This is a genomic window from Mesorhizobium sp. WSM4823 (assembly GCF_055811195.1).
In genome coordinates this window covers 15586-36019 of the sequence record NZ_JBVVQL010000004.1, presented here as the reverse complement: position 1 = coordinate 36019, position 20434 = coordinate 15586, and the positions used below count along the sequence as shown (strand labels likewise).

Annotated in this window: 18 protein-coding genes; 10 read left to right on the top strand and 8 right to left on the bottom strand. The window is 59.5% G+C overall.

Features of this window, described 5'->3' with window-relative positions; genetic code table 11:
- Window positions 1-74: 74 nt before the first annotated feature.
- Window positions 75-1112 carry a hypothetical protein gene (locus AC0L26_RS12160; RefSeq protein ID WP_473632748.1) on the top strand — a complete coding sequence of 346 codons (1038 nt, stop codon included), beginning with the start codon at window positions 75-77 and terminating at the stop codon, window positions 1110-1112.
- Here AC0L26_RS12160 and AC0L26_RS12155 read toward each other — a convergent pair.
- The 5 genes from AC0L26_RS12155 to AC0L26_RS12135 all read right to left on the bottom strand — a co-directional run bounded on the left by AC0L26_RS12155 (window position 1063) and on the right by AC0L26_RS12135 (window position 7770).
- Window positions 1063-2637: a glycosyltransferase gene (locus tag AC0L26_RS12155; protein WP_473632747.1), complete on the bottom strand. Its 1575-nt coding sequence runs from the start codon at window positions 2635-2637 to the stop codon at window positions 1063-1065. The genes AC0L26_RS12160 and AC0L26_RS12155 overlap by 50 nt on opposite strands.
- A gap of 37 nt (window positions 2638-2674) precedes the next feature.
- A complete protein-coding gene (locus AC0L26_RS12150) occupies window positions 2675-4801 on the bottom strand; it encodes a glycosyltransferase (RefSeq protein ID WP_473632746.1) in 2127 nt (708 codons plus the stop codon).
- 20 nt (window positions 4802-4821) lie between these two features.
- Window positions 4822-5436: a bifunctional DNA primase/polymerase gene (locus AC0L26_RS12145; RefSeq protein ID WP_352926396.1), complete on the bottom strand. Its 615-nt coding sequence runs from the start codon at window positions 5434-5436 to the stop codon at window positions 4822-4824.
- A 138-nt stretch (window positions 5437-5574) separates the two neighbouring features.
- On the bottom strand, window positions 5575-6963 hold the full coding sequence (locus tag AC0L26_RS12140) for a glucoamylase family protein (RefSeq protein WP_473632745.1): 1389 nt from the start codon (window positions 6961-6963) through the stop codon (window positions 5575-5577).
- Between the two features lie 54 nt (window positions 6964-7017).
- Entirely contained in the window at window positions 7018-7770 is a 753-nt protein-coding gene (locus AC0L26_RS12135) for an SDR family NAD(P)-dependent oxidoreductase (protein WP_473632744.1), read from the bottom strand.
- Window positions 7771-8144: 374 nt separating this feature from the next.
- Here AC0L26_RS12135 and AC0L26_RS12130 point away from each other — a divergent pair, with 374 nt between their 5' ends.
- Window positions 8145-9407, top strand: a complete 1263-nt coding sequence (locus AC0L26_RS12130) for an O-antigen ligase family protein (RefSeq protein WP_473632743.1) — start codon at window positions 8145-8147, stop codon at window positions 9405-9407.
- A 101-nt stretch (window positions 9408-9508) separates the two neighbouring features.
- Here AC0L26_RS12130 and AC0L26_RS12125 read toward each other — a convergent pair whose 3' ends face one another.
- The 3 genes from AC0L26_RS12125 to AC0L26_RS12115 form a co-directional block, all read right to left on the bottom strand.
- The gene (locus AC0L26_RS12125; RefSeq protein ID WP_473632742.1) at window positions 9509-10435 is read right to left on the bottom strand and encodes a class I SAM-dependent methyltransferase; all 927 of its coding nucleotides are present in this window, start codon (window positions 10433-10435) and stop codon (window positions 9509-9511) included.
- Window positions 10436-10697: 262 nt separating this feature from the next.
- Window positions 10698-11924, bottom strand: coding sequence for a polysaccharide biosynthesis/export family protein (locus AC0L26_RS12120; protein ID WP_473633194.1), 1227 nt, complete (start codon window positions 11922-11924; stop codon window positions 10698-10700).
- 252 nt (window positions 11925-12176) lie between these two features.
- On the bottom strand, window positions 12177-12851 hold the full coding sequence (locus AC0L26_RS12115) for a sugar transferase (RefSeq protein WP_473632741.1): 675 nt from the start codon (window positions 12849-12851) through the stop codon (window positions 12177-12179).
- A 605-nt stretch (window positions 12852-13456) separates the two neighbouring features.
- Here AC0L26_RS12115 and AC0L26_RS12110 point away from each other — a divergent pair.
- From AC0L26_RS12110 to AC0L26_RS12075, 8 genes are all read left to right on the top strand, one after another.
- Window positions 13457-13729 carry an exopolysaccharide production repressor exox gene (locus AC0L26_RS12110; RefSeq protein WP_473632740.1) on the top strand — a complete coding sequence of 91 codons (273 nt, stop codon included), beginning with the start codon at window positions 13457-13459 and terminating at the stop codon, window positions 13727-13729.
- 59 nt (window positions 13730-13788) lie between these two features.
- Window positions 13789-14070, top strand: coding sequence for a hypothetical protein (locus tag AC0L26_RS12105; protein ID WP_473632739.1), 282 nt, complete (start codon window positions 13789-13791; stop codon window positions 14068-14070).
- Between the two features lie 114 nt (window positions 14071-14184).
- Entirely contained in the window at window positions 14185-15198 is a 1014-nt protein-coding gene (locus tag AC0L26_RS12100; protein WP_473632738.1) for a glycosyltransferase family 2 protein, read from the top strand.
- Window positions 15199-15569: 371 nt separating this feature from the next.
- The gene (locus AC0L26_RS12095; protein WP_473632737.1) at window positions 15570-15968 is read left to right on the top strand and encodes a single stranded DNA-binding domain-containing protein; all 399 of its coding nucleotides are present in this window, start codon (window positions 15570-15572) and stop codon (window positions 15966-15968) included.
- Between the two features lie 164 nt (window positions 15969-16132).
- Window positions 16133-17002: an endo-1,3-1,4-beta-glycanase ExoK gene (gene exoK, locus AC0L26_RS12090; protein ID WP_473633193.1), complete on the top strand. Its 870-nt coding sequence runs from the start codon at window positions 16133-16135 to the stop codon at window positions 17000-17002.
- 61 nt (window positions 17003-17063) lie between these two features.
- Window positions 17064-18395: a UDP-glucose dehydrogenase family protein gene (locus AC0L26_RS12085; protein ID WP_473632736.1), complete on the top strand. Its 1332-nt coding sequence runs from the start codon at window positions 17064-17066 to the stop codon at window positions 18393-18395.
- Window positions 18396-18495: 100 nt separating this feature from the next.
- Complete coding sequence (locus AC0L26_RS12080) at window positions 18496-19956, top strand: GMC oxidoreductase (RefSeq protein WP_473632735.1); 1461 nt, start codon at window positions 18496-18498, stop codon at window positions 19954-19956.
- Entirely contained in the window at window positions 19953-20402 is a 450-nt protein-coding gene (locus AC0L26_RS12075; protein WP_473632734.1) for a hypothetical protein, read from the top strand. The genes AC0L26_RS12080 and AC0L26_RS12075 overlap by 4 nt, the downstream gene beginning before the upstream one ends.
- The last annotated feature ends 32 nt before the right edge of the window (window positions 20403-20434 follow it).

Here is a 20434-nt window from a genome sequence, read left to right as displayed (position 1 = left end):
CAGAGCGTGGGCACGGGCCAACATGCCCGTGCCCACGTTTGCAACGGCGCTGGCGCCTGGGCTAATGCTTGCAGATGGGCAAGTTTCGTCGGCGAAGGCTTTTGCGAAAGGCGGTTCATTCCGTCGTGCTGCCCTTTCTTCGCGTTCCGCCGCTGTTATGGTCTAAGGGCATCGGGCAGTTTTGCGATTTTGCCGGTCCACGCTGGTATCGATACGCACCGACCGAATCGGCGCAGACCGAGGCATTCTTCCGCAAGTACTATAGCGGCGCACATGGTATAGTATGGCTGCGCCTGAGCACCCGGGCCAGGGAATCGCGTGTCTGCGATCTCGACACTTTCGTCGAAGTGGCCCTGCCAACCATCACCGCGCCGTTCGCGCTGGTGACGACGGATGGCGATGCGTCGGTGCCGTCAAATCTTGCGAAAGATACCGTCGACCGGCTTCTCTCCAACCCTTTTCTTGTGTCCTGGTACACCCAGAACTGCGTCGGCGATCAACCCAAGCTCAAACCTTTCCCGATCGGGCTCGATCTTCACACCCTGCGCAGCTTTACCACGCCCGGACAGCTTTCGAAGCTTCTCGAAACCATTCGTCGTCGGCAGGACGCGCCGGACCGTCGCCCGCTCAGAATATTCTGTGATCTCAACTTGAGCAGGGAACCCAGGGAGCGACGGGATCTGGTCGATGCCCTGAAGGGATGCCCGCATGTTGATTTTCTTGACAGGCGGCTGTCGCAGCGTTCGATCTGGGAGCGCTATGCACAGTACCCGCTGGTCGTTTCGACGGCTGGAAGCGGCCTCGACTGCCACAGGACGTGGGAACTGCTGTATCTAGGCTGTATCGTGGTGACCAGGACGTCGCCGCTAGATCCTCTCTATAAAGGGCTGCCCGTCATCATAGTCGATGATTGGCGACAGGTCCGGGATCCCGAAATGATGCAACGATGGGTCGACCAGGTCGCGCAGCTGACCGATCGCGATTACATCTGGCAAAGGCTGCGGCCGCAAGTCTATCTGGCACCGATCCGAGAGGAGCTCGAACGGCGTCTGTCAGTCCTGATCACCACGGAACATGGAGTATCTCAAGCTTTGGAAGACCGGCGGGCCTGATGCCCAGATCGTTGGCGAGGGCGCCAAAGCCTTCGGTTTCGATGAGATCGCGGTAGGGAATTTCCGGGAATCGAAGACCGCCACGGTGCAATGCTGTGTCGACAAGAAACATGGTCCCGCCAACCCCATCGAGACCGATGCTTTCGAGATGCCTGACATCGCTGAGGTGAAGGCGGCCGACGGAATGAGCGGGTGGCTGGTAAAGGCCGTCGCGTATTTCACGATAGTAGCGATAGTCTTTTTCGGGTCGTGTGGTGACGAAACTGTTGAGGTCGAAGCTGTCGCCGCCGGCAATCTTTACACAGTTGGGAACTGCAATCCGATGCCCGCTTCCGATCAGCCGGTCCACGACATCGCTTGGAAATCGCCATACATCGATGTCGATCCACAGCGCCCAGTCGTCGTCGGCATCCAGCCCATGATCGATCAGGTGGTTGCGCACCTTGGCGATGGCGCCTCGTCTCTCGCGCTGCTGTCGTGGTTTCGCTCGCGTCGCTCGGTCAAGGCGCGTGTCCAGATGCTTTTGCAGCAGGACGACGCCACGATAGCTGCCGGCAAGCGGCGCCACTGCTGCCTGCAATCTTTCCCAGCTTCCGTCCAAACTGTCGCCCTCGCAGAAGACCAGCTTTATCCTGTCCTTGCGGTAGTCGAGCACCTGCAGCGCATCGAGGAACGGCTGGATATGGTCGGCGGCATCGCGCAGCGGCACCAGTATGGCGACATTCGAGCCTGACGGCGACGGTGCCGAAAGCGCCACCTGGCTGACGCTCGCCTTCGCCACGGCCTCGTCCAGATGCGCGCCCCGTGTCAGATGATGCCAAAACCGGTAGGCGTGGTTGCGGACCTTGTCACGCCACCGCGTTGCCGGCCGCGCCGTCCACCATGTGCCCGCCCAGTGATGGATTGACAGCGTCAGCGCCCCGCTGCCGGCTGGCATATCCGTGCGCCCGGCCGAGTCAACCGGCGTGAACAAGGCGGAGGCGTGTATGGCGAACGCCGCCTGGTCGCCATAGGCGAGCTGAGCGGAGGTCAGCACACAGGGGCCGGTCGCGTCGAGCGCTTCCTTGGCATGGACCAGCCCCGGCAACAGCGACAGGACCTGTAGCCAGAAGGGATGCCGGGGCGGGCTCGCTATTGTGCCGTTGAACAGCAAATAGGGCAGGCCACGAAACTTTGCCTGGGCAAGCACATGCGTATCCGGTTCCTTGCAAAGCACGATCCGGTCCTCGCTCATGATCGGATCGAAAGCGGCGACGCATTCGCAGTCGATGTCGGCGTAGACCCCGCCAAAATGGTACAGCAGCAGATAGCGTGCCGCGTCGGCGCGCCGCACGCCATGTGAGTAGCTGCAAAAGGTGGGCAGGAAATCCGCATAGTGCTCGGCGACAAACTCGAGCAGCCTCCGGTCGCTCCAGAACATCGTCGTCCAGCCGGGATGGTGCCGTTTCCAGCTTTCGACAAACCCCTGGAAGCGGGCAGGGACGCTGTCGGTCTTCCATGTTTGGTGCAGGATGGGTGGGATCATCGGCAGCTCATCGCTCGGTGATTGGAAAGCGTGGGTGTCATGTGCCGGCATCGTCCAGCCCAAAGCCGCCGCGGACGGCCTTGCGGATGGCTTCAGGGCCGAACCTGGACCATGCGGCTTCATGCGCGCGAACGCGCTGGCTCGCCATGCGCGTTCGGTCCAGACAAAGCTCGACAGCCATGTCGGCAAGTCTCTCATCCGAATCCGATAGAAGCACCTCTTCATTGTCGACCAGGTCCAGGCCCTCGACCGCCAGCGGTGTCGCAATCACCGGAACGCCCCAGGCCATCGCTTCGAGAACCTTGATGCGCGTACCGCCGCCTGCCGAAAGCGGGATGATGGTGAGATGCGCGCGCGACAGCAGTGGCCTCATATCGTCCGGATTTCCGACAAGGTCCACGCCTTGCAGCCCGGCGAGGGCTTTCACGGCCGGCTTGGGATAACGGCCGGCGAGAACCAGTCTTGCGGTCGGCAATCTTCGCCGGATGCGCGGCAGGATGGTCGCGGCCAGCCGTTCGGCGGCATCGATGTTTGGCTTGTATCCCAGATGGCCGACAAACAGGATTATCGGAAAGCCGCCGTCGGTCGCGGCCTCAGCCGGCAGGTCCACGGGGCTGTCTTCGAAACGAGGGATGCCGTTCGGCACGATATCGATCGACACATTGTGCGGAGAAAGTGCCGCTAGTCTTTCGTGGTCCAGCCTCGAGCAGACCCAGACCCTGTCGACGATGGCGAGCGCCTTTCTTTCGAGGCGCCTGACGCCAGAGGCGGCGGCAGGCATCGATCTTGTGTCGTTGACGCGATGCAACTGGCCCGCCAGGTCCGACTCGACATTGTGCATGTCGAGAATGAGCTGCCCCGCCAATGGCCGCAAGGGCCGTAAAAGTTTGAACAGCGCAATGCCCTCGACCACGATGCTGTCCGGGGAAAAATCGCGAACGATAGCTTGGAGACGCGTCAGTGCGGGGCGGGGAATTCGGTTCTCGGCACGGATCCTCCACCAGCCGATCGAAGCCGTGCGGGCTTCCCCTTCGATTGTCAAAGCCGCTGTTTGAATGCGGCGGTTGGCCGGTTTCGACGGATGGGTCTGCGGCCGGATCGAGACAAGGCAGACTGGCCCGAATTCTGCTGCGGCCACGGCGTTGCGATGGTTCCTGAGATCGGCGCCAGATGCAGGAGGGAAGGCCGGGTCGTAGGACAGCACCAGCGTGCGCCACTCTTTGCCGTGATTGGGGGTGGTAACCCGTGTATCTTGACTGTGCTTTTCGATCATTCCTCCGAAATGGATCCGGGCGCTGTACTGTAAGGCCTTCCAGCTCCGGCCGGATGCTTTATGGGCACGAACGGCCCGCATCATGCCTGCTGCGTCGAGGTACCTTTTGTGCTTGATGAGCTGTCGTGAAATCCGCTGCGCGATCCAGGATTTTCGCCATTGAAGGGCATCCCTCGCGACGCCAAGGTCAGTCAGCCTGTTCAGTTCGCGCGCAATGGCAAGAAACGTCCTGCGCGGAGCAAGGACGAAACGCTGCGCCATTCTTGTTTCGTCGTGATGATAGAGCAGCACCGGAGCCGAGACGATCGCCACATCGAAGCGCGCGAGCAGAGCCACCCAGTAGCACGTGTCTTCGTCGAGGCCGATCGCTTCCGGAAAGCGGATGGTGGTTGTGGCTGATGTCGCGACCAGGGCGCTCCCCATGGCGATCGGCCAGAGCTCGTTGAGAAGATATCGCCTGGTGTTTTGGGATCTGTCGCTGGTGTATCCGTGCGGGGTCTTAAGCTTGTCCGGCCGCCCGTTTGTGCGACGGATGCTGGCCCCGATCGACAGGCCAGACCCGGGATTGCGAAGGAGGGCGTCATGTAAAAGCGACAGGCCTCCCTCTATCAACTCATCATCCGCATCGAGGAAAAATATGGATTTACACTTGGCCTGCGCAATTCCGGCGTTGCGCGCAGCACCGGCACTGCCGAGGTTGACGCTGACGACCTCCAGCGGCAATCCGTATCGTTGCGCGCTTGCGATCGCGGCAGACGCGGTCTGATCGTCGGAACCGTCATCGACCAGAAGGACCTCGCCGATCAGATCTCTATCGGAGATCAGGCTGTGCAGCGTGGCATCGATCGTCGCGGCAGCATTTTTTGCCGGGATGACGACCGTGACGTCCAATCGCGTTTCCTCTGATTTACTCACTGCCGCTCAAAAAAGCCGCGGTTTCGCACACGATCATAATAATGCTTGAGCGGCGAGACTGGGCGCAGCGAAAGACTGACGAGGTTCTCGACCAGCTGCGGTTCGACATCGAACGGCGACTGGTTCTCCAACCAGCTATAGGAGGATCCATCCTTCAGCACCGAGGGACTGCCCACCACGTAACCGCCAAGTGCCTTGGCATGGCCGACCCGACGCATGCCGAAATGCAGGCTGGATGACACCGTCGGTTCGCGTGTCCTCAGATAGACGTGGAAGCCGTTCGGGGACCTTGCGACTGGTGTGCGGTTTGCAATTTCACCATGGATGCCGAACCAGCCGCGATATGCCGCAGCGTTGTCGAAGTCCAGGATCAGCAGGTTGGCAAATCCTCCCAATATGCCGACGTTTCCGGTGAAGTCGTGAAACCAGCGCTCGATGTCTTCGGAGGTCGGTGGTTTCTGCGACAGCTGGAACGCAATGGAACAGAAGGCGAGCTCCTTTAGATCCTTGCGCCGGGTCTGTAAATGCAGCGGATCATACCCCATGGCCTTGAGGTCGAGATGCTTACCGCCGGCACGAAGCGGCAGGCATATATAGCCCTGCGCCAGCAACCGGACCGCATAGTCGGGTTCTATTTCAAGCGACATCCAGAAATGTTCCGCCCCGTGCCATTTCACTCCAATCTTCTTTAGCCGAATAGCACTTTCGTCAAGCGTTGGATGCGGCGCGGCCGCCTAGCGCCTGCCAGGTTATGAGCGATCCTGTTGAATCGGAAGACCGGCTATCGTCCCGTCATCGGACATGGCAGCCAGCCTGGGCAGGGTCGCTGTCTGTGACAGCCAGCCGCCGCTGAACCCTGCCTTGCACAGGCCGCGGCGGATATGCGGGCTCGACCGCATCAGCTCCCAGATCAAACGCGAACGGTGATTTTCGATCATCAACACGACGATACCTTGGTCCAGTCCGTAATGCGCATCCGATATCCAGCCGCTCGGCCCGAATTTCCGCCGGTTCGCCAGCGTCGGGTTGAAGCCGCTCGGCATCCTGAAACCGTCGATCACCTCTGGGTGGTGTTCCCCGAGATGGCGTAACGCCGGCAGGCAGATTTCCGGCGCGAACGGCAGCGATGCAAGGTACGACCATGGCGCTATCGTTCCGTCGTCGGGGCCAAACGGTGCGCCGCGCGCCGCGTAGCCGGAAAATTTACGCGGTCGCCGCTCGATTTGGGCGCGGAAGTTGCCGGGTCCGTCACCTGCTGAGAGGCCCCACAGCCCTTCGCCGTAGCCGTCGTAGCCGGAGGGGTTATGCCGCGCATAGTCCCGGTGAAGGTAGGTCGCGCGGCGGCTGTTTTCGAAATAATCCGAGTTCTTTTCCCGCATGAACGCATCCCGGATGCCATCGAAATCGATCCAAGCATGCGAGAACTGGTGCATGAACAACGGACCGCCATAGAGCACGTGGTAGCCGTAGATGTTTTCCCACTGATATGTCGCCGTCCAGCCGGCATAGCTGTCGTCCGAGGCTGGCCTGTCCGGAGCGGCCATCGCCAGAACGTAGAGCACCGTCGCTTCGTTGTAGCCTTCCCAGCCATAACGCAGAAAGCCACTCTTCGGCTTCCAGCCCTGCCGCAACGTCGAACTGCTGCCTTGCGCCCATCGCCAATCGACGCGCCGGTAGAGCATTTCCGCGAGGTCGCGGATTTCGGCTTCTTCGTCATTGTCGCCTTTGAAATAGGCGCCAGCCACGAGCACGCCTGCCATCAAGAGCGCGGTGTCAACCATCGACAATTCGCATCGCCAGGCGCGCAGGCCGGTCCGCATATCAAGGAAATGATAGTAGAAACCTTTGTGGCCAGTTGTGTCGTCGTCACTGCCTTGCCGGCTGTTCCAGAAGAAGCGTAGCGTGGCGAGCGTCAGCTTTACGGCTGCGTCTCGCGTCATCCAGCCACGTTCGACCCCGACCGGATAGCAGGACAGGGCGAAGCCGACGACCGCGATGCTTGCCGGCCAATTTGGCCGCGAGGTGTCGGCGACCAGCCCGTTCTCCGGGTTCACGGTTTCCAGAAAATAACTGAAGGCCGCGCGCTGAAAGCGGTCGAGCAGATCTTCGTCGGACAGTGGAGGTTCGACGCTAAGCAAACGAAGTGAACTCCAGTCTGGCGGGCGCTAGCGCTAGATCGCGCCTTACTTGCTTCAATAGGTCGCCCGGCCGCCGGAGACGTCGAAGACTGCGGCCGTCGTGAAGGAGCATTCCTCGGAAGCGATCCACGAGATCAGCGCCGCCACCTCCTCGACCTCGCCAAACCGCGCCATCGGTATCTTCGACAACATGAAATCGATGTGCTGCTGGCTCATCTGCTGGAAGATCGCGGTGCGCACGGCGGCCGGCGTGACGCAGTTCACCGTCACCTTGGTCTTGGCCAGTTCCTTGCCCAGCGACTTGGTCAGGCCGATCACCGCCGCCTTCGAGGTGCTATAGGCCGACGCGTTGGGATTTCCCTCCTTGCCGGCGATCGAGGCGATGTTGACGATCCTGCCGTAATTGCGCTCGAGCATATGCGGAACCAGCGCCTTGTTGCAGAAGAAGACGCCGTTGATGTTGATGTCGATGACCCGGCGCCAATCCTCCACCGAATAGTCCCAGGTCGGCATATTCGGTCCGGTGATGGCCGCGCTTGTGACCAGGATATCGACGGCGCCAAGGGCATCGATCGTCTGCCGGGCGGCCTGTTCGACCGCTACGGGATCGGCGACGTCGACAGTCACGCCATGCAAGTCGGCAATGACGGCCTTGGCCTGCTCGATCTGGGCGGGGTCGCGATCCCAGACGCAAACGCGTCCGCCCTCTTCAGCTATTCTTTGCGCGACGGCCAGACCGATGCCTGAGGCGCCACCGGTGATCACGGCCGATCGTCCGGCAAACCGTCCCGCAAAGCTCATCGGCATGTGCTCGTTCTCCCAATCGGCGGCGAATGTGAAGTCAACGGCGGAGAAGTTCAAGCCGGAGTCTGGAGCCTCCGAACATGTTCGTGGTGGGCCAGGAGCAGGCGGTTGAAGGCGTGGCCTGTTCGCTAAGCCTGCTCTGTCCAGTGCTGAAGAACTGAAAAAACAGTTCGCACCCGGTGGGTGCTTTGTTCTTGCCGCACTGCCTGTCTCGGCCTTCTACCCGCCTCTTCTAGGGCGTCCGCATGGGTGTTTTTGCCTCATTTGGGTGACAGGCTGCGGGGGATGGGTTATATTGCACTGCACAACAGAAGCGCCAGCGCTTGGCGCGGCGGCAAATCGGCCTTGAGCTGTATGGACGGGAATCCGCTACCGAGATGAAGATTCCAAAATCTCTGTTGATCGACCCGGAGAAGAACACGGTCTACGGTAGCTTTGCAGTTGCCATCTCCATTTGGGCGTTCTCCTACTCCGCCGTTTTCGGCCAGATCCTGATCCTGGCCTATTATGCGGTCTGGCTTCCCCTCATCCTGGTCGACTACCGGCGGCTGTTGCGACATCTATCCAGCGCATGGCTCCCGCTGGCGTTTGCCATCTACGTCTGTCTCTCGGTGTTCTGGTCGGATGCTCCAGGCATCACGTTAAGGACCGCGATCCAGTATTGCTCTCATATCGCCTGCGCCTACATCGCTGCGCGGACCGTCAGCGTCCGCACGTTGGCGATAGGCTCACTGACCGGGATTTTTGTCGTCCTCATCTATTCGCTCGCGGTCGGGGGTTATTCCTATGATATTCTCGACGGGAGCTACAATTTCGTCGGCGCATTCAGCTCCAAGAACCAGATCGGCTTTGTCGCGTCGCTCGGGATCTATTTTTGCGTTGTCTTCCTGGCCTTTCTCAGGCGCGGCCGGGTAAGCCTTTTTCTGACCGCGCCCGTCTTCGTTCTGTCGGCCTATCTGCTGCTCATGGCACATTCCGCCACCTCGACGGCTTCGGTGCCGGCAGTTCTCGCTCTGGTGGCTCTGCTCGCCATGGCCAAGAAGCTTTCGCTCCGCTATCGACGGGTGATTTTCCTGGTCGGTGCATCCGGGCTGGTCGTGGTCACCGCGGTTGCCTTTGCGGGACTTCTGGATTTCGTCCTTGGCGCCTTCGGAAAGGATTCCACGCTCACCGGGCGGACCTATCTCTGGGAGCAAGGCTGGAATGCGGCGCAGCAAGCGCCGATCCTCGGCGTCGGCTACGCGGCCTATTGGGTGCAGGGTTTTGCCGAGGCCGAGCGGCTTTGGAACGAATTCTACATCACAACCCGATCCGGCTTCCATTTCCACAACACCTACATAGAAGCCCTCGTGGAGCTTGGTTATGTCGGGGCGACGCTGATTTCGCTGATCATCCTGCGCACGCTGTGGGGCCACATATCGGCTTTGATATTCAGGACATGGCAAGCCGAGTCCGTGATCCTTGCCGGTGTGATGATGCTTCTGTTCATCCGGTCCTTCGTCGAGATCGATACCTTCAATCCCTACATCATGGGCTCCTTCCTCTTGTATTACAGCTACTTCAAGCTGGTGAGGGTGCCTGTCGCCCGTCCCCGGTGGACCGCGACCAACCTCGCGGAACCAGAGACCGCAAGAGGATAAGCAAAGCCCTGAATACAACCGTCTCGCAGGCAGCTTCTGAAGCGGTGGCGAAAGGCAGTTGCTCCTTCACTCTCGCCCGAGTTGGATTTGCTGCCTATTGATCAGGCCCGAAGGGTTAGGAGCGCATACCATGCGAACCGCTTCACGTAGGGAAGTGTCAGAACGACTGAATCGACAGCTTTTCCAACTGTGTAGACGGCCTCAGAGATGCTTCGCGGCATCAGCGCGCTCCCTACGGAGCACAGGCCGAAATACTCCACCCGGATATCGCTGAAATAGCGGCGAGCCAACGCGAAGTCCGAAACCAACAAAGGATGTTCGTCCTCGGTGCGGATGAGGGGCGTCCGCCTTCTGTAGGCATTCAGGAGAGGATTGTGTCCCATCGGCTCGTAGAACGACGCCACACCGTTCGGCTTCAGGACACGGACCACCTCGGAAAAGCACCGATCCAGGTCCAGGTGATGGATGATCCCGCGCCCATACACCAGGTCGAACTTGTTGTCTTCGAAGGACATGGCTTCCGCGTTCATCGCCAGGAATGTAGCGTTCGTGCTGCCAAGCGTGCTCGCCCGTTCGTTCGCCTTGTTTACCGCTACGTCCGAAATGTCGATCCCCGCCAGAGATCGGCAAAGGCCGGGCAGATGCAGGGAATGCAGCGACCACCCACCATCGGAACAACCGTACTCGAGCACATCAGCGTTTTTCGAAAGGCGTTTTATTTGCCTATCTTGATGCTCAGCACCGTGGCGAATTGTTCGATACCACTTGTCCAGACTTTCTCTCGGATCCGCCTCCTGACTAAATCTGAGATTGTGAAATTCTCTTTCCCGACTGACTATTTCGTCCCTTTCACTGTGCACGACAAAGTCCTCCTCCCTCAGATTTAAGTTGCAAACTAAATCACAACGTCTGCTTGCGCCGTAATTGCTCACGTCCCGAGTTGGCGGTAGGCTGGCTTGTCGGGCGGCGAGAACAGTATCGGTGAGTTCAAGGTCGAACTCGTCTGGGTCCAACTCTTCGCCGATCAAGTCGATCTGTTCGGCGTGGTTGTCAACGGCAGAGCAATTCCGGATCAGCGCGACGAGAATGCCTTTTTCTGGCTATGCGTTACTCCTCTTGTTTAAATGGATGTAACGGTACTATCCAAGCTATCTTTTAGGGTAGGCACGATGGATATTCATACGCCCAACGCATAGCCGCTCCTCGCCAACGAGCGTGCACCAATGGACGGCCTTGGCTGACACTCCTTTTGAGTGCCAGCCGACGTTGAAAATTCGATCGCTCGAAGGTCTATTGGCTAGCCATTGGCGCTAGCTTGACCTTGATTACGTCACCTGGCAGCACCGGCGTGTCTTCGCTGGCGGCGATTTCGCTGGTTTTGCCGTCGACCACCCTAACCAGGCCAAACGACATCGTCGGCTCTTCGCCGTCGCGATAGCGTTGCAATGCCGGGTTCCCCGTCATGGCTTCGGCCATCAAGCCTGTCTGCATGTTCATCTTGAGCATTGTCGCACTGAGGTCGGCTTCTACCTGTTGCCGATCTGCGGCGAGGCCCGCATTCTGGGTGTTTTCCAGGTCGATGGCATCCTGGGTAGCCTTGCTGATCGACTGCTTGGCGGTGAGGATGGCCGTGTCGTAATCCAGGATCTGACCTTCCAGGTCGGCGATCGTTTGTTGCGAATTCAGAACCCGCGTGTTGACGACAAGGCCTTTCTGCGCCAGCGAACCGATGCCGCTGAGCTGTTCCTTTGCCAGGTCGACCTGCCGTTGCTGGTTGACGATCTTCTTCTGCAGCGAATCGATCTCGCTCTGCAGCAGCTTCTTCAAATCGTCGAGCGCCTGAAGGCGCAGTTTCAGCTTCTTTTGATCGGCCGTCAGGATCGCCATCTCGTCGGCAACGATGCTTGCGAGTTTCGGATCGTCGGCCACTTCCTTCGGCACGTCGAATGTCGGCTTGTCCGCGATCTCCGCTTCGATGCGCGCGCGCCTGACGATCAGCCGGACCCGTTGGTCTTGAAGGACGTCAAAATCGCCCTTGGCATTGATCATGTCGCGGTCGTAGCGCTGTCCTTCGGGGCTCCGCCGGACGCCGCCGGCGATGCTCATCGCCCTCAGGACGGTCAGGTCAGGCACGTAAGGATACTGGCCGGGGCTCTGGACCTCTCCGGAAATGTAGAACGGCCTGTACTGCGCCATTTCGACGGAGGCTTCCGGCCGGTCAGCCAGGGCGAGCTTGCGCTGGAGCGCCTGGCCGATCGCTGCAGCGACCTCGGATGTGGTCTTGCCGGATGCCGGCATTTCGCCGACGAACGGCACCGACAATGTTCCGGAAGGACCGACCGTGTACTCTCCGTTGACGGCCGTCCAGTCGCGGAAGGTGCCTTCAACGGTCTGCCATTCGGCCACTCGGATGGTCAGCTTGTCCTGCGATCCCAGGCGGTACTCGTCGGCGGCGGCGAGTTGGGGAACGGCGAGCGCCAGCGCAAGGCAAGTGGTCACAAGCCGCATCCGTCGCATGCGATTGCTAACGGTGCCGGCGCAGGAGATTTCGACGATGTCTGTTTTCAACTGAACGTTTTCCGATCCGCTTTGGCCCCGCCCGATGAATCTTGCTGCAGAATGCTTGGCGTCTAGAGCGACGTGCGTCCCTTGGGACGCACAAAAGCATACTCTAGCACATTAATCTGCGCATCGTGCTTTTCGAAAATCGATCTGCGGCACGATGCGCGGGACAGTCACTCTTCGACACAGAAACCGGCTGGCGGCCGGTCAATAGCAACCCCGCGACATCCAGACGGCGGGCACGGTCTTGATAATGATGCGAATATCTTCGAACAGCGACCAGTTCTCGACATAGTGGCGATCGAATGCGACGCGGCTGTCATAGGAAACGTCGTTGCGGCCGCTGACCTGCCAGAGCCCGGTCAGGCCGGGGCGCGATTTCAGATAATAGACTGCCGAACTGCCGTAGATTTCGAGCTCGTCGCGCACGACGGGGCGAGGACCGACAAGGCTCATGTCGCCCTGAAGGATGTTGACGATCTGCGGCAGCTCATCGAGGCTGAGCTTCCGCAGCACGGCCCCGACGCGCGTAACGCGCGGGTCGTTCTTGAGCTTGCGGGTGGCTATCCATTCGGCTTTGGCGTCCGGGTTGGCGGCAAGATATGCAGCCAGCACCTGTTCGCTATCCTGAACCATCGTGCGAAACTTGAGGCACGGGAAAATTCGCCCTCCCCGACCGATCCGGCTGTGGCCGTAGAAAATCGGCCCGCCATCGGAAAATTTGACAAGCAGCGCGACCATTGCAAACAGCGGACTGAGCGCAACCAGGCCAATCAGTGAACCGGCAATATCGAAGCTGCGTTTGAGCAGGCCGCCGATTGGTGGAAAGTCGATGCCGGCCTGCGAAAAATCCGCATCGGCCGACTTGGCTACGTCCCTCATGCATACACTCCATACGTTGAACGGATGGTTGGCGCCACGATACCAAAAAAATGCTGCATCGCAACACACAATTTCTCGATCGATTGAAATAATCGCGTCATGAATTGACTAAATAATAAACCCATCCTGCACAAAATTTGGCCTTTATGGCACATTCGTGACAGATTGTGGGCAACTTTGAAAAATCCAGTGCGTTTTTGAGGCTGATTTGGGGCGAATCGCTCTTTTTGCCACGTATTTGAGCATCATGGTGCTTTAGCTTTGCAAAGCATATAGGGATTATAAAGTAAAATACGATTTAATATTGTCGCTGTTACTGAAGTGAGTCCATATCCGGAGATTGGTCGCGGTGCAGATGTGTGCATCGCAACATGGCGGAGTCGATCCCGCGAATTCACCCAAAATTATTTGTGGTTGGCCTTGCCCGCTATTGCACAGCTCAATAGAGTTGCAAATTGTTTCTGTCAGAGTATGGACAGGGTGGAATAGGCCGGAAGCAACCGGCCAAAAAGCGGGCAGCCTCAACGAGCTCGCATGGCGAAGGGAGGGCTCGGGGGTGGGTCAATCATCGATTTTTGCCCGGGCAGGTTAACAGGCTGTCGGGTATGTCGCTACCAAAGTTCATCATCGGCATGTTGTTCGCTCTGGCGGTTGTGGTCGCCTGGTCTTACCTGGCCGGCGCTTCGCTCGGCACGACGCTTTTTCGCGCTATAGCCTGCGCCATCGTCATCCAGCTGGGTTACTTTCTGCTGGTTTTTGTCATGGTTGCCAGAAACGCTCCGACGTCGGCTGACAAGCTTCGCGATGCCGAACGAAAGCTGAGTTCGGCTGATGTGGCCGATGGCGAGAAGTTCAGTGCCAGGAGAAGCCTCCATTGACGACTTGACGTCAGGTTGCGTTGGCGAGGTTCCTTTCTGACTGCCTGCATGATAGCATCATGGGCAACCGGCCTCCGGTTTTTCCCTTACCGTCTGAGCACCAAATTCAGCATCTGATATTGCCTGATCTCGACGGTGTGGCCAATTTCCATCGCGCCCGCACGTTCGGCGAACGTGATGATCGACGAGCAGGGCGGGTTGCGAGGCGGCGCGTCATCCGCGGGCCATTTCATCGTTCATCGATTTTGCGCCACGACGATATCGACAGGGACGACACCGAAAGGAAAGACTGGACGGACCGAATGATTTTGGCGATGCTTTGCTTCGCACTTGCAGCATAAGCTTCGACCGACGCTTTTTGAACAGCCGGACGGTGAGAACGAGCGCTGCATCCAAGTTCGACAGGGGAGCGGCGAGAAAATTCGGAGTTACCGGTGCAGTCGAGAGGCGAATTGATGACAGAACCCCAGGTCTGCGTGATCATCGCTGCCCGCAACGCGGCGCGGACAATCCCGGTTGCCATCGCATCGGCATTGCGCGAGCCGGAGGTGGCGGAAGTCGTCGTCGTCGATGACGCGTCCACCGACGACACCGCGAAAGTCGCTCGGGCGGCCGACGACGGCAGCGGCAGGCTTTCCGTCATCCGGCTCGACGTCAACGGCGGTCCTTCCTTGGCCCGCAACGCCGCGATCGCCAGCTCCAAATCGCCGTTCATCAGTATTCTGGACGCCGACGATTTTTTTCTCGAGGGCAGATTTCGCGAGTTGTTCGCCAGCGCCGATTGGGATTTCGCCGCGGACAACATCATGATGATCAGGGACGATGCGGCGACCGATGTCTCGAAAATCGCCGCGCCGCGGTTCTCGGCCGACCCGGAATTCCTCGATTTCGAACGTTTCATCGAGGGCAACATCTCCAGTCGCCGCGTGCGGAGAGGTGAGTTGGGTTTCCTCAAACCGGTGATCAGCCGTGCTTTTCTCGACCGGTATGGGCTTCGCTATGACGAAAACCTGCGGCTGGGCGAAGACTATGAACTCTACGCGCGCGCGGTTGCTCACGGGGCGCGGTTCAAGGTCATCAGGTCCTGCGGCTATGGCGCGATCGTTCGCGCAGATTCGTTGAGCGGCCAGCACAAGACGCAGGATCTCAAGCGCCTGGCCGACGCGGATTTGGCGCTGCTGGCGATCGACAGTTTGCCGGAAGGCTCTAAGGCGGTGCTCAGGAGGCATGAACGGCAGGTACGCGACAAATACCGGTTGAGGAACTTCCTCGACGTCAAGAATGAGCGTGGGCTGACATCGGCTGCGGCCTACGCCCTGGCCAGCCAGTCCAACCTCATCCCTATCGTTCGCGGCGTGGCTGCCGACAAGCTGGATGCGCTGTTTCGACGCGCCGGCTTTGCCTCGAAGCAACCTGTGCCGCCGCTGCGTTTTCTGATGGCCGCAACCAGCCCGGTCGGCGAGACATGAGCTTGTCCGTGGCCGGCGCCATGCCACTCATGGCAACAGGTCCTCACCCCGCTCCAAAGTGATTGCGAATTTCCGATTGGCCACACCAAAGCGCGTCGCGTTTGATGAGGTCATGTGACGCGCTTTGAGTTCTTGCTCTTATGCCTGTCGTTGTCGCAAAACCGCCGCGCACGTTTGCGCATCATGCATAAGGTGGTTGCCTACTCGCTTTGGGGATGGCATGTATGTTGCGGTGCAGCAATTTTGGCCGGCCGTTTGAATCGGCCCAAAAATGCCCTCCTGTCAGAGGAACTGGACGATGCGACGAGATTTTTTGGCTCGAACGGGCACGAGGCTAGGCTTTAGGCCTGCCATGACAGGGAACTGAGCGCATGGCCTCGATATTCGGCTTCAGATCAAGGGATCCGGCTCGAGACAGGCAGACCGACGTCTCGCGGCTTGACCGCCTGGCCAAGCTGCTTGACCAGATCGCGGCCGAGGTCAAGGCGGAGAAGAACGGACTTGAGAACCGCTACCGGACAAAGGCCACCAACGCGGCCTTCCTGGTCGAGGCGATGGAGAATGGGGCAGTCTCCACCAGCAGATCCGCGGAAGTCAGTGAGCTGACGAGGTCGATCCTGAATTGCGAGCGGCGCATCGCGGCGCTCGCGCGCCAGAACGAATTGATGAAAGATCTCCGTCATTCGCTGGATGCGATCTTCGATGAAAGCGCTCAGCCTAGCTCGACCACCAAGCCTGGTTTCGCCAAGCCGGCCGCCGGCACGGGATGAATCTCAAAGTTGTGGGTGACACCGCAGGCAAGAGATTTGGTGCCACAGGGCAAGAAAGAGGCAGCACCAGGAAGGTACAGGGAGAAGGTCAAGATCAGCTCGTTTCGTCACGGTTCGAACGTCGACTTTGGGTTGGGGGCGCACAGCACAAAGGTGAGTTTGGTATGAACGCGGATCCGAAAATCACGACCACCCCAGCCATCGGCGGCGGGCCGTTCACGCGCTCGGTCGGGCGAGGGAAGCTGAGGCGGCTATGTTCGGGCGGCGCGTTTCTGCTGGCCGCACTCGGCGGCCTGGCTGCAGATCCAACCCCCTCTCATGCGCAGGATATTCCGACTGCGCCATCGTTCGTCGATGATTTCACCAGCTTCGATCGTGCGCGCTGGTACGTTTCCGACGGCTGGACGAACGGCAGCCATCAGAACTGCACCTGGTCCAAAAGCCAGGTCAAGCTTTCCGACGGCATGCTGATGCTCGGTTTCGAAAAGCAGAAGCTGAAGGATCGCGACTTTGCCTGCGGCGAGATCCAGACCAAGCAGCGCTTCGGCTATGGCACCTATGAGGCGCGGATGAAAACCGATGCGGCCTCCGGCATCAACACCGCCTTCTTCACCTACATCGGCCCCTCCGACAAGCAGCCGTGGGACGAAATCGACTTCGAAGTGCTGACCAAGGACACCTCCAAGGTGCAGGTCAACGCTTACATAGCCGGCAAGGGTAATAACGAGAAATTGGTGGATGTAGCAGGTGGTACCGACAAGGCATTTAACGATTATGCCTTCGTCTGGGAGAAGGACCGGCTGCGCTGGTACGTCAACGGCCAGTTGGTGAACACGATCACCGATCCGGCAAAGCTGCCCTCCCATGCGCAAAAGATATTCTTCAGCCTCTGGGGCAGCGACACCATGAAGGACTGGCTGGGTCCGTTTTCGGACCCGGGCCGCAAGCTCACCATGCAAGTGGACCGTGTCGCATTCACGGCGCTCGGCCAGCCATGCCAGTTTCCGGAATCGCTGGCATGCAGCGTGAAGTGAAGGCTAATCTGAACCGGCCGGACCGAAAGCGATCCGAAGCCTCGAATAGGGATGAAACTAAATGAATTTGACGGTTTTTGGAATTGGCTATGTCGGTCTCGTGCAGGCGGCGGTGCTTGCCGAAGTCGGGCACCAGGTGGTGTGCGTCGACATCGACGTGAAAAAGGTCGAGCGGCTCAATCAGGGATTCATCCCGATTTTCGAGCCCGGGCTCGAAAATCTCGTCAAGGAGAACCATGCCGCCGGCCGCATCAAGTTCACAACCGACGCCGCCGCTGCGGTCCGGCATGGCGTGATCCAGATGATCGCCGTCGGTACACCTCCGGGAGAGGATGGTTCGGCCGACCTCAAATATGTTCTGGCCGTCGCCGAGGCCATCGGCAGGGAGATGGATGCGCCTAAGATCGTCGTCGGTAAATCGACCGTGCCGGTCGGCACTTGCGAAAAAATAAAGGCCAGGATCGCCGCCACGCTGAAGGCCCGAGGGCGCGAGGACATGGCTTTCGACGTGGCCTCCAATCCGGAATTCCTCAAGGAAGGCTCCGCGGTGGCCGATTGCATGAAGCCCGACCGCATCATCGTCGGCACCAGCAGCGAGAGCACCGAGGCGGTGATGCGTGAGCTTTACGCTCCGTTCAACCGCAACCACGAGAAGATGATCGTGATGGATGTGCGCAGCGCCGAATTCACCAAATACGCGGCCAATTGCATGCTGGCGACCAAGATCAGTTTCATGAACGAAATGGCCAATCTGGCTGAGGAGCTGGGCGCCGACATTGAGGAAGTCCGCAAGGGCATCGGCAGCGATCCGCGCATCGGCTACCACTTTATTTATCCGGGGCTCGGCTATGGCGGCTCGTGCTTCCCCAAAGACGTGCGCGCCCTGATCAAGGCGGCGGAAGGCGTCAAGTTCGATGCCAAGCTGCTGCGCGCGGTCGAGGAGCGCAACAACGAGCAGAAGTCGGTTCTGTTCGACAAGGTGAACCGATATTTCGAGGGCAATCTGAAGGGCCGGACCTTTGCTCTGTGGGGCTTGGCCTTCAAGCCCGACACCGACGACATGCGCGAAGCGCCGGCGCGTGTCTTAATGGAAGCGCTGTGGAAGGCCGGCGCCAAGGTGCAGGCCTACGACCCCGAGGCGATGCAGGAATGCCAGGCAATCTACGGACAGCGCGATGACCTGCTCTTGTGCGGAACCAAGGAGGCAGCGCTGCGTGGCGCCGATGCGCTGCTGATTGCCACCGAGTGGAAGAGCTTCCGCGCGCCTTCATTCGACGCGATGAAGGATGCGCTGACCACGCCGATCATCTTCGATGGCCGAAACCTCTACGACCCGAAGGTCATCGCCCGCCATGGCATCGAATACCACTCGATCGGCAGGATGGCGGCGTGAGGCCCATGCGGGAAAGGCCTATGGCTAGACCGGATCGCACACCAGGGACTGTGACGAAGGCTTTGATGAACGCGCTCGTTTCAACAAAGGGTTTTATCTGATGGTGCTGGGCATCAGGCCGGAACAGATCGCCAACGAACATTTCGACCTTGTCGCCATCGGTTCCGGCTTCGGTTCGGCCTTCTTCCTGCATGCGTTCGCGAAGCGGCAAAAGGCGCGCGTTCTGGTCTTGGAGTGGGGCCGGCACAACACGCATGAATGGCAGCTCGACCAGAACGTCAACACCGACATCGACGAAGAGACGACCTACAAGACCAACTCCGATAAGCCGTGGAACTACACCATCGGATTGGGTGGCGGAACGAATTGCTGGTTCGCGCAGACACCGCGCTTTCATCCGAACGACTTCAGGCTGAAAAGCCTCTACGGCGTCGGCAACGACTGGCCGATCAGCTATGACGAGCTTGAGCCGTTCTACTGCGATGCAGAGGACCTCATGTCGATTTCAGGCGACCCCGACATGGCGGCGATGATGCCGCGCTCCAGGCCGTTTCCACAACCACCGCATCACATGTCGACGCCGGACCGGATGATGAAGGCGGCGCAGCCGGACCAGCATTTTGTCGTGCCGACAGCCAGGGCGCGTGTGCCTACGGCGCAGCGGTCTTCGTGCTGCGCCAATTTGCGATGCGGCTTATGCCCGGTCGACGCGAAATTCACCGCCAACAACGGCCTGATGCACGTCTTCGAGCATCCCGACGTTTCGGTCTGCCTTGGCGCCGAAGTGCGCCGGCTCGACCATGTCGGCGGATCGGTCCGTTCGGTTGCATTCGTGCATGACGGCAAGGAATATTCGGTCAGCGGCGATCTTTTCATTCTGGGCGCCAATGCCATCCAGAGCCCGGCGATCATGTTGCGGTCCGGCCTGTCGGGCGAATTCGTCGGGCGTGGCCTGCATGAATCCTACGGATGGAATTTCGAGGCCTATCTCGACGGTATCGACAATTTCGACGGCAGCACCATCACCACCGGCCTGAATTTCGGCCTTTATGACGGCGCCCACAGGTCACAGCATGCGGCGGCGCTGGTCTATTTCGAAAACCGCTGGCAGCACGGGATGCGCCCCGAAAAGGGACGTGTTCGTCAGACGCTTCCCCTTATCATCGTTACCGAAAACCTGCTCGAACCGGAAAATCTCGTCATCCTCGACGAGGATGAAAACGCCTTCGTCAGTTTCAAGGGAGCATCCGATTATGCCGTCAACGGCATGGCGTGGGCAAAGGATAAACTGCCGGCGCTCCTGGCCCCGCTGCCGGTCGAAGAGATTTTCGATCGCGGCATCCGGCCGACCGAGTCGCATGTCCAGGGCACGTTGAGGATGGGCTCGAGCCCGGCGGATTCGGTCGTCGACCGGGACATGATCCACCATCAGCTCAGGAACCTGGTTGTCGTCGGCTCCAGCACATATCCAAGCTGTTCCTGCGCCAACCCGAGCCTGACCGCGGCAGCCCTCTCCTTACGGGCGGCGAGCCGGATAGCGGGAAAGGAAGTGGCCGGATGATCAAGGTTTCGCGACGCGCGGCACTGGCCATCATGGCCGGGGGAGTCGCCTCGACCGGCATTGCCTACGCCACCGTTTCCTCACTTTCGGACGAGGACCTGGTGCGCGTCACGCTGGAAAGATATTTCGGCAGGCTGAATATGCGCATCGAACATTTGCAGCAGTTCGTCCTGGAATTCCAGAAGCGGAACCCCTGGATATTTCCAAATACCAAGCTGGGCGATGCGGTCACTCTGCTTGAGGAGCTGAAATTAGGTGCCGCACGCCGGTTGCTGCCCGAACAGAAAAAAGAGGATCTGAGGCATTTTGACCGCTGGGTCATTGCCGAGTTCCATATGCTGACCGACTATGCCCGGCGCAGTTCGCCAACCGACCCGATCCGGTTCACCGGATGGCAGCCATGCACCAATCCGTTCGCCAATTTAGAGATGCAACAGAATGCGTGAGGCGGGTCGCAAGCCCTTCACCCGCAAACAAA

Coding starts and splice junctions, on each gene's coding strand:
- exoK (WP_473633193.1), top strand. CDS start 16,133: ATGAACGCGGATCCGAAAATCACGACCACCCCAGCCATCGGCGGCGGG.
- AC0L26_RS12075 (WP_473632734.1), top strand. CDS start 19,953: ATGATCAAGGTTTCGCGACGCGCGGCACTGGCCATCATGGCCGGGGGA.
- AC0L26_RS12085 (WP_473632736.1), top strand. CDS start 17,064: ATGAATTTGACGGTTTTTGGAATTGGCTATGTCGGTCTCGTGCAGGCG.
- AC0L26_RS12095 (WP_473632737.1), top strand. CDS start 15,570: ATGGCCTCGATATTCGGCTTCAGATCAAGGGATCCGGCTCGAGACAGG.
- AC0L26_RS12130 (WP_473632743.1), top strand. CDS start 8,145: ATGAAGATTCCAAAATCTCTGTTGATCGACCCGGAGAAGAACACGGTC.
- AC0L26_RS12160 (WP_473632748.1), top strand. CDS start 75: ATGGGCAAGTTTCGTCGGCGAAGGCTTTTGCGAAAGGCGGTTCATTCC.
- AC0L26_RS12110 (WP_473632740.1), top strand. CDS start 13,457: ATGTCGCTACCAAAGTTCATCATCGGCATGTTGTTCGCTCTGGCGGTT.
- AC0L26_RS12105 (WP_473632739.1), top strand. CDS start 13,789: ATGGGCAACCGGCCTCCGGTTTTTCCCTTACCGTCTGAGCACCAAATT.
- AC0L26_RS12080 (WP_473632735.1), top strand. CDS start 18,496: ATGGTGCTGGGCATCAGGCCGGAACAGATCGCCAACGAACATTTCGAC.
- AC0L26_RS12135 (WP_473632744.1), bottom strand. CDS start 7,770: ATGCCGATGAGCTTTGCGGGACGGTTTGCCGGACGATCGGCCGTGATC.
- AC0L26_RS12115 (WP_473632741.1), bottom strand. CDS start 12,851: ATGAGGGACGTAGCCAAGTCGGCCGATGCGGATTTTTCGCAGGCCGGC.
- AC0L26_RS12100 (WP_473632738.1), top strand. CDS start 14,185: ATGACAGAACCCCAGGTCTGCGTGATCATCGCTGCCCGCAACGCGGCG.
- AC0L26_RS12155 (WP_473632747.1), bottom strand. CDS start 2,637: ATGATCCCACCCATCCTGCACCAAACATGGAAGACCGACAGCGTCCCT.
- AC0L26_RS12120 (WP_473633194.1), bottom strand. CDS start 11,924: ATGCGACGGATGCGGCTTGTGACCACTTGCCTTGCGCTGGCGCTCGCC.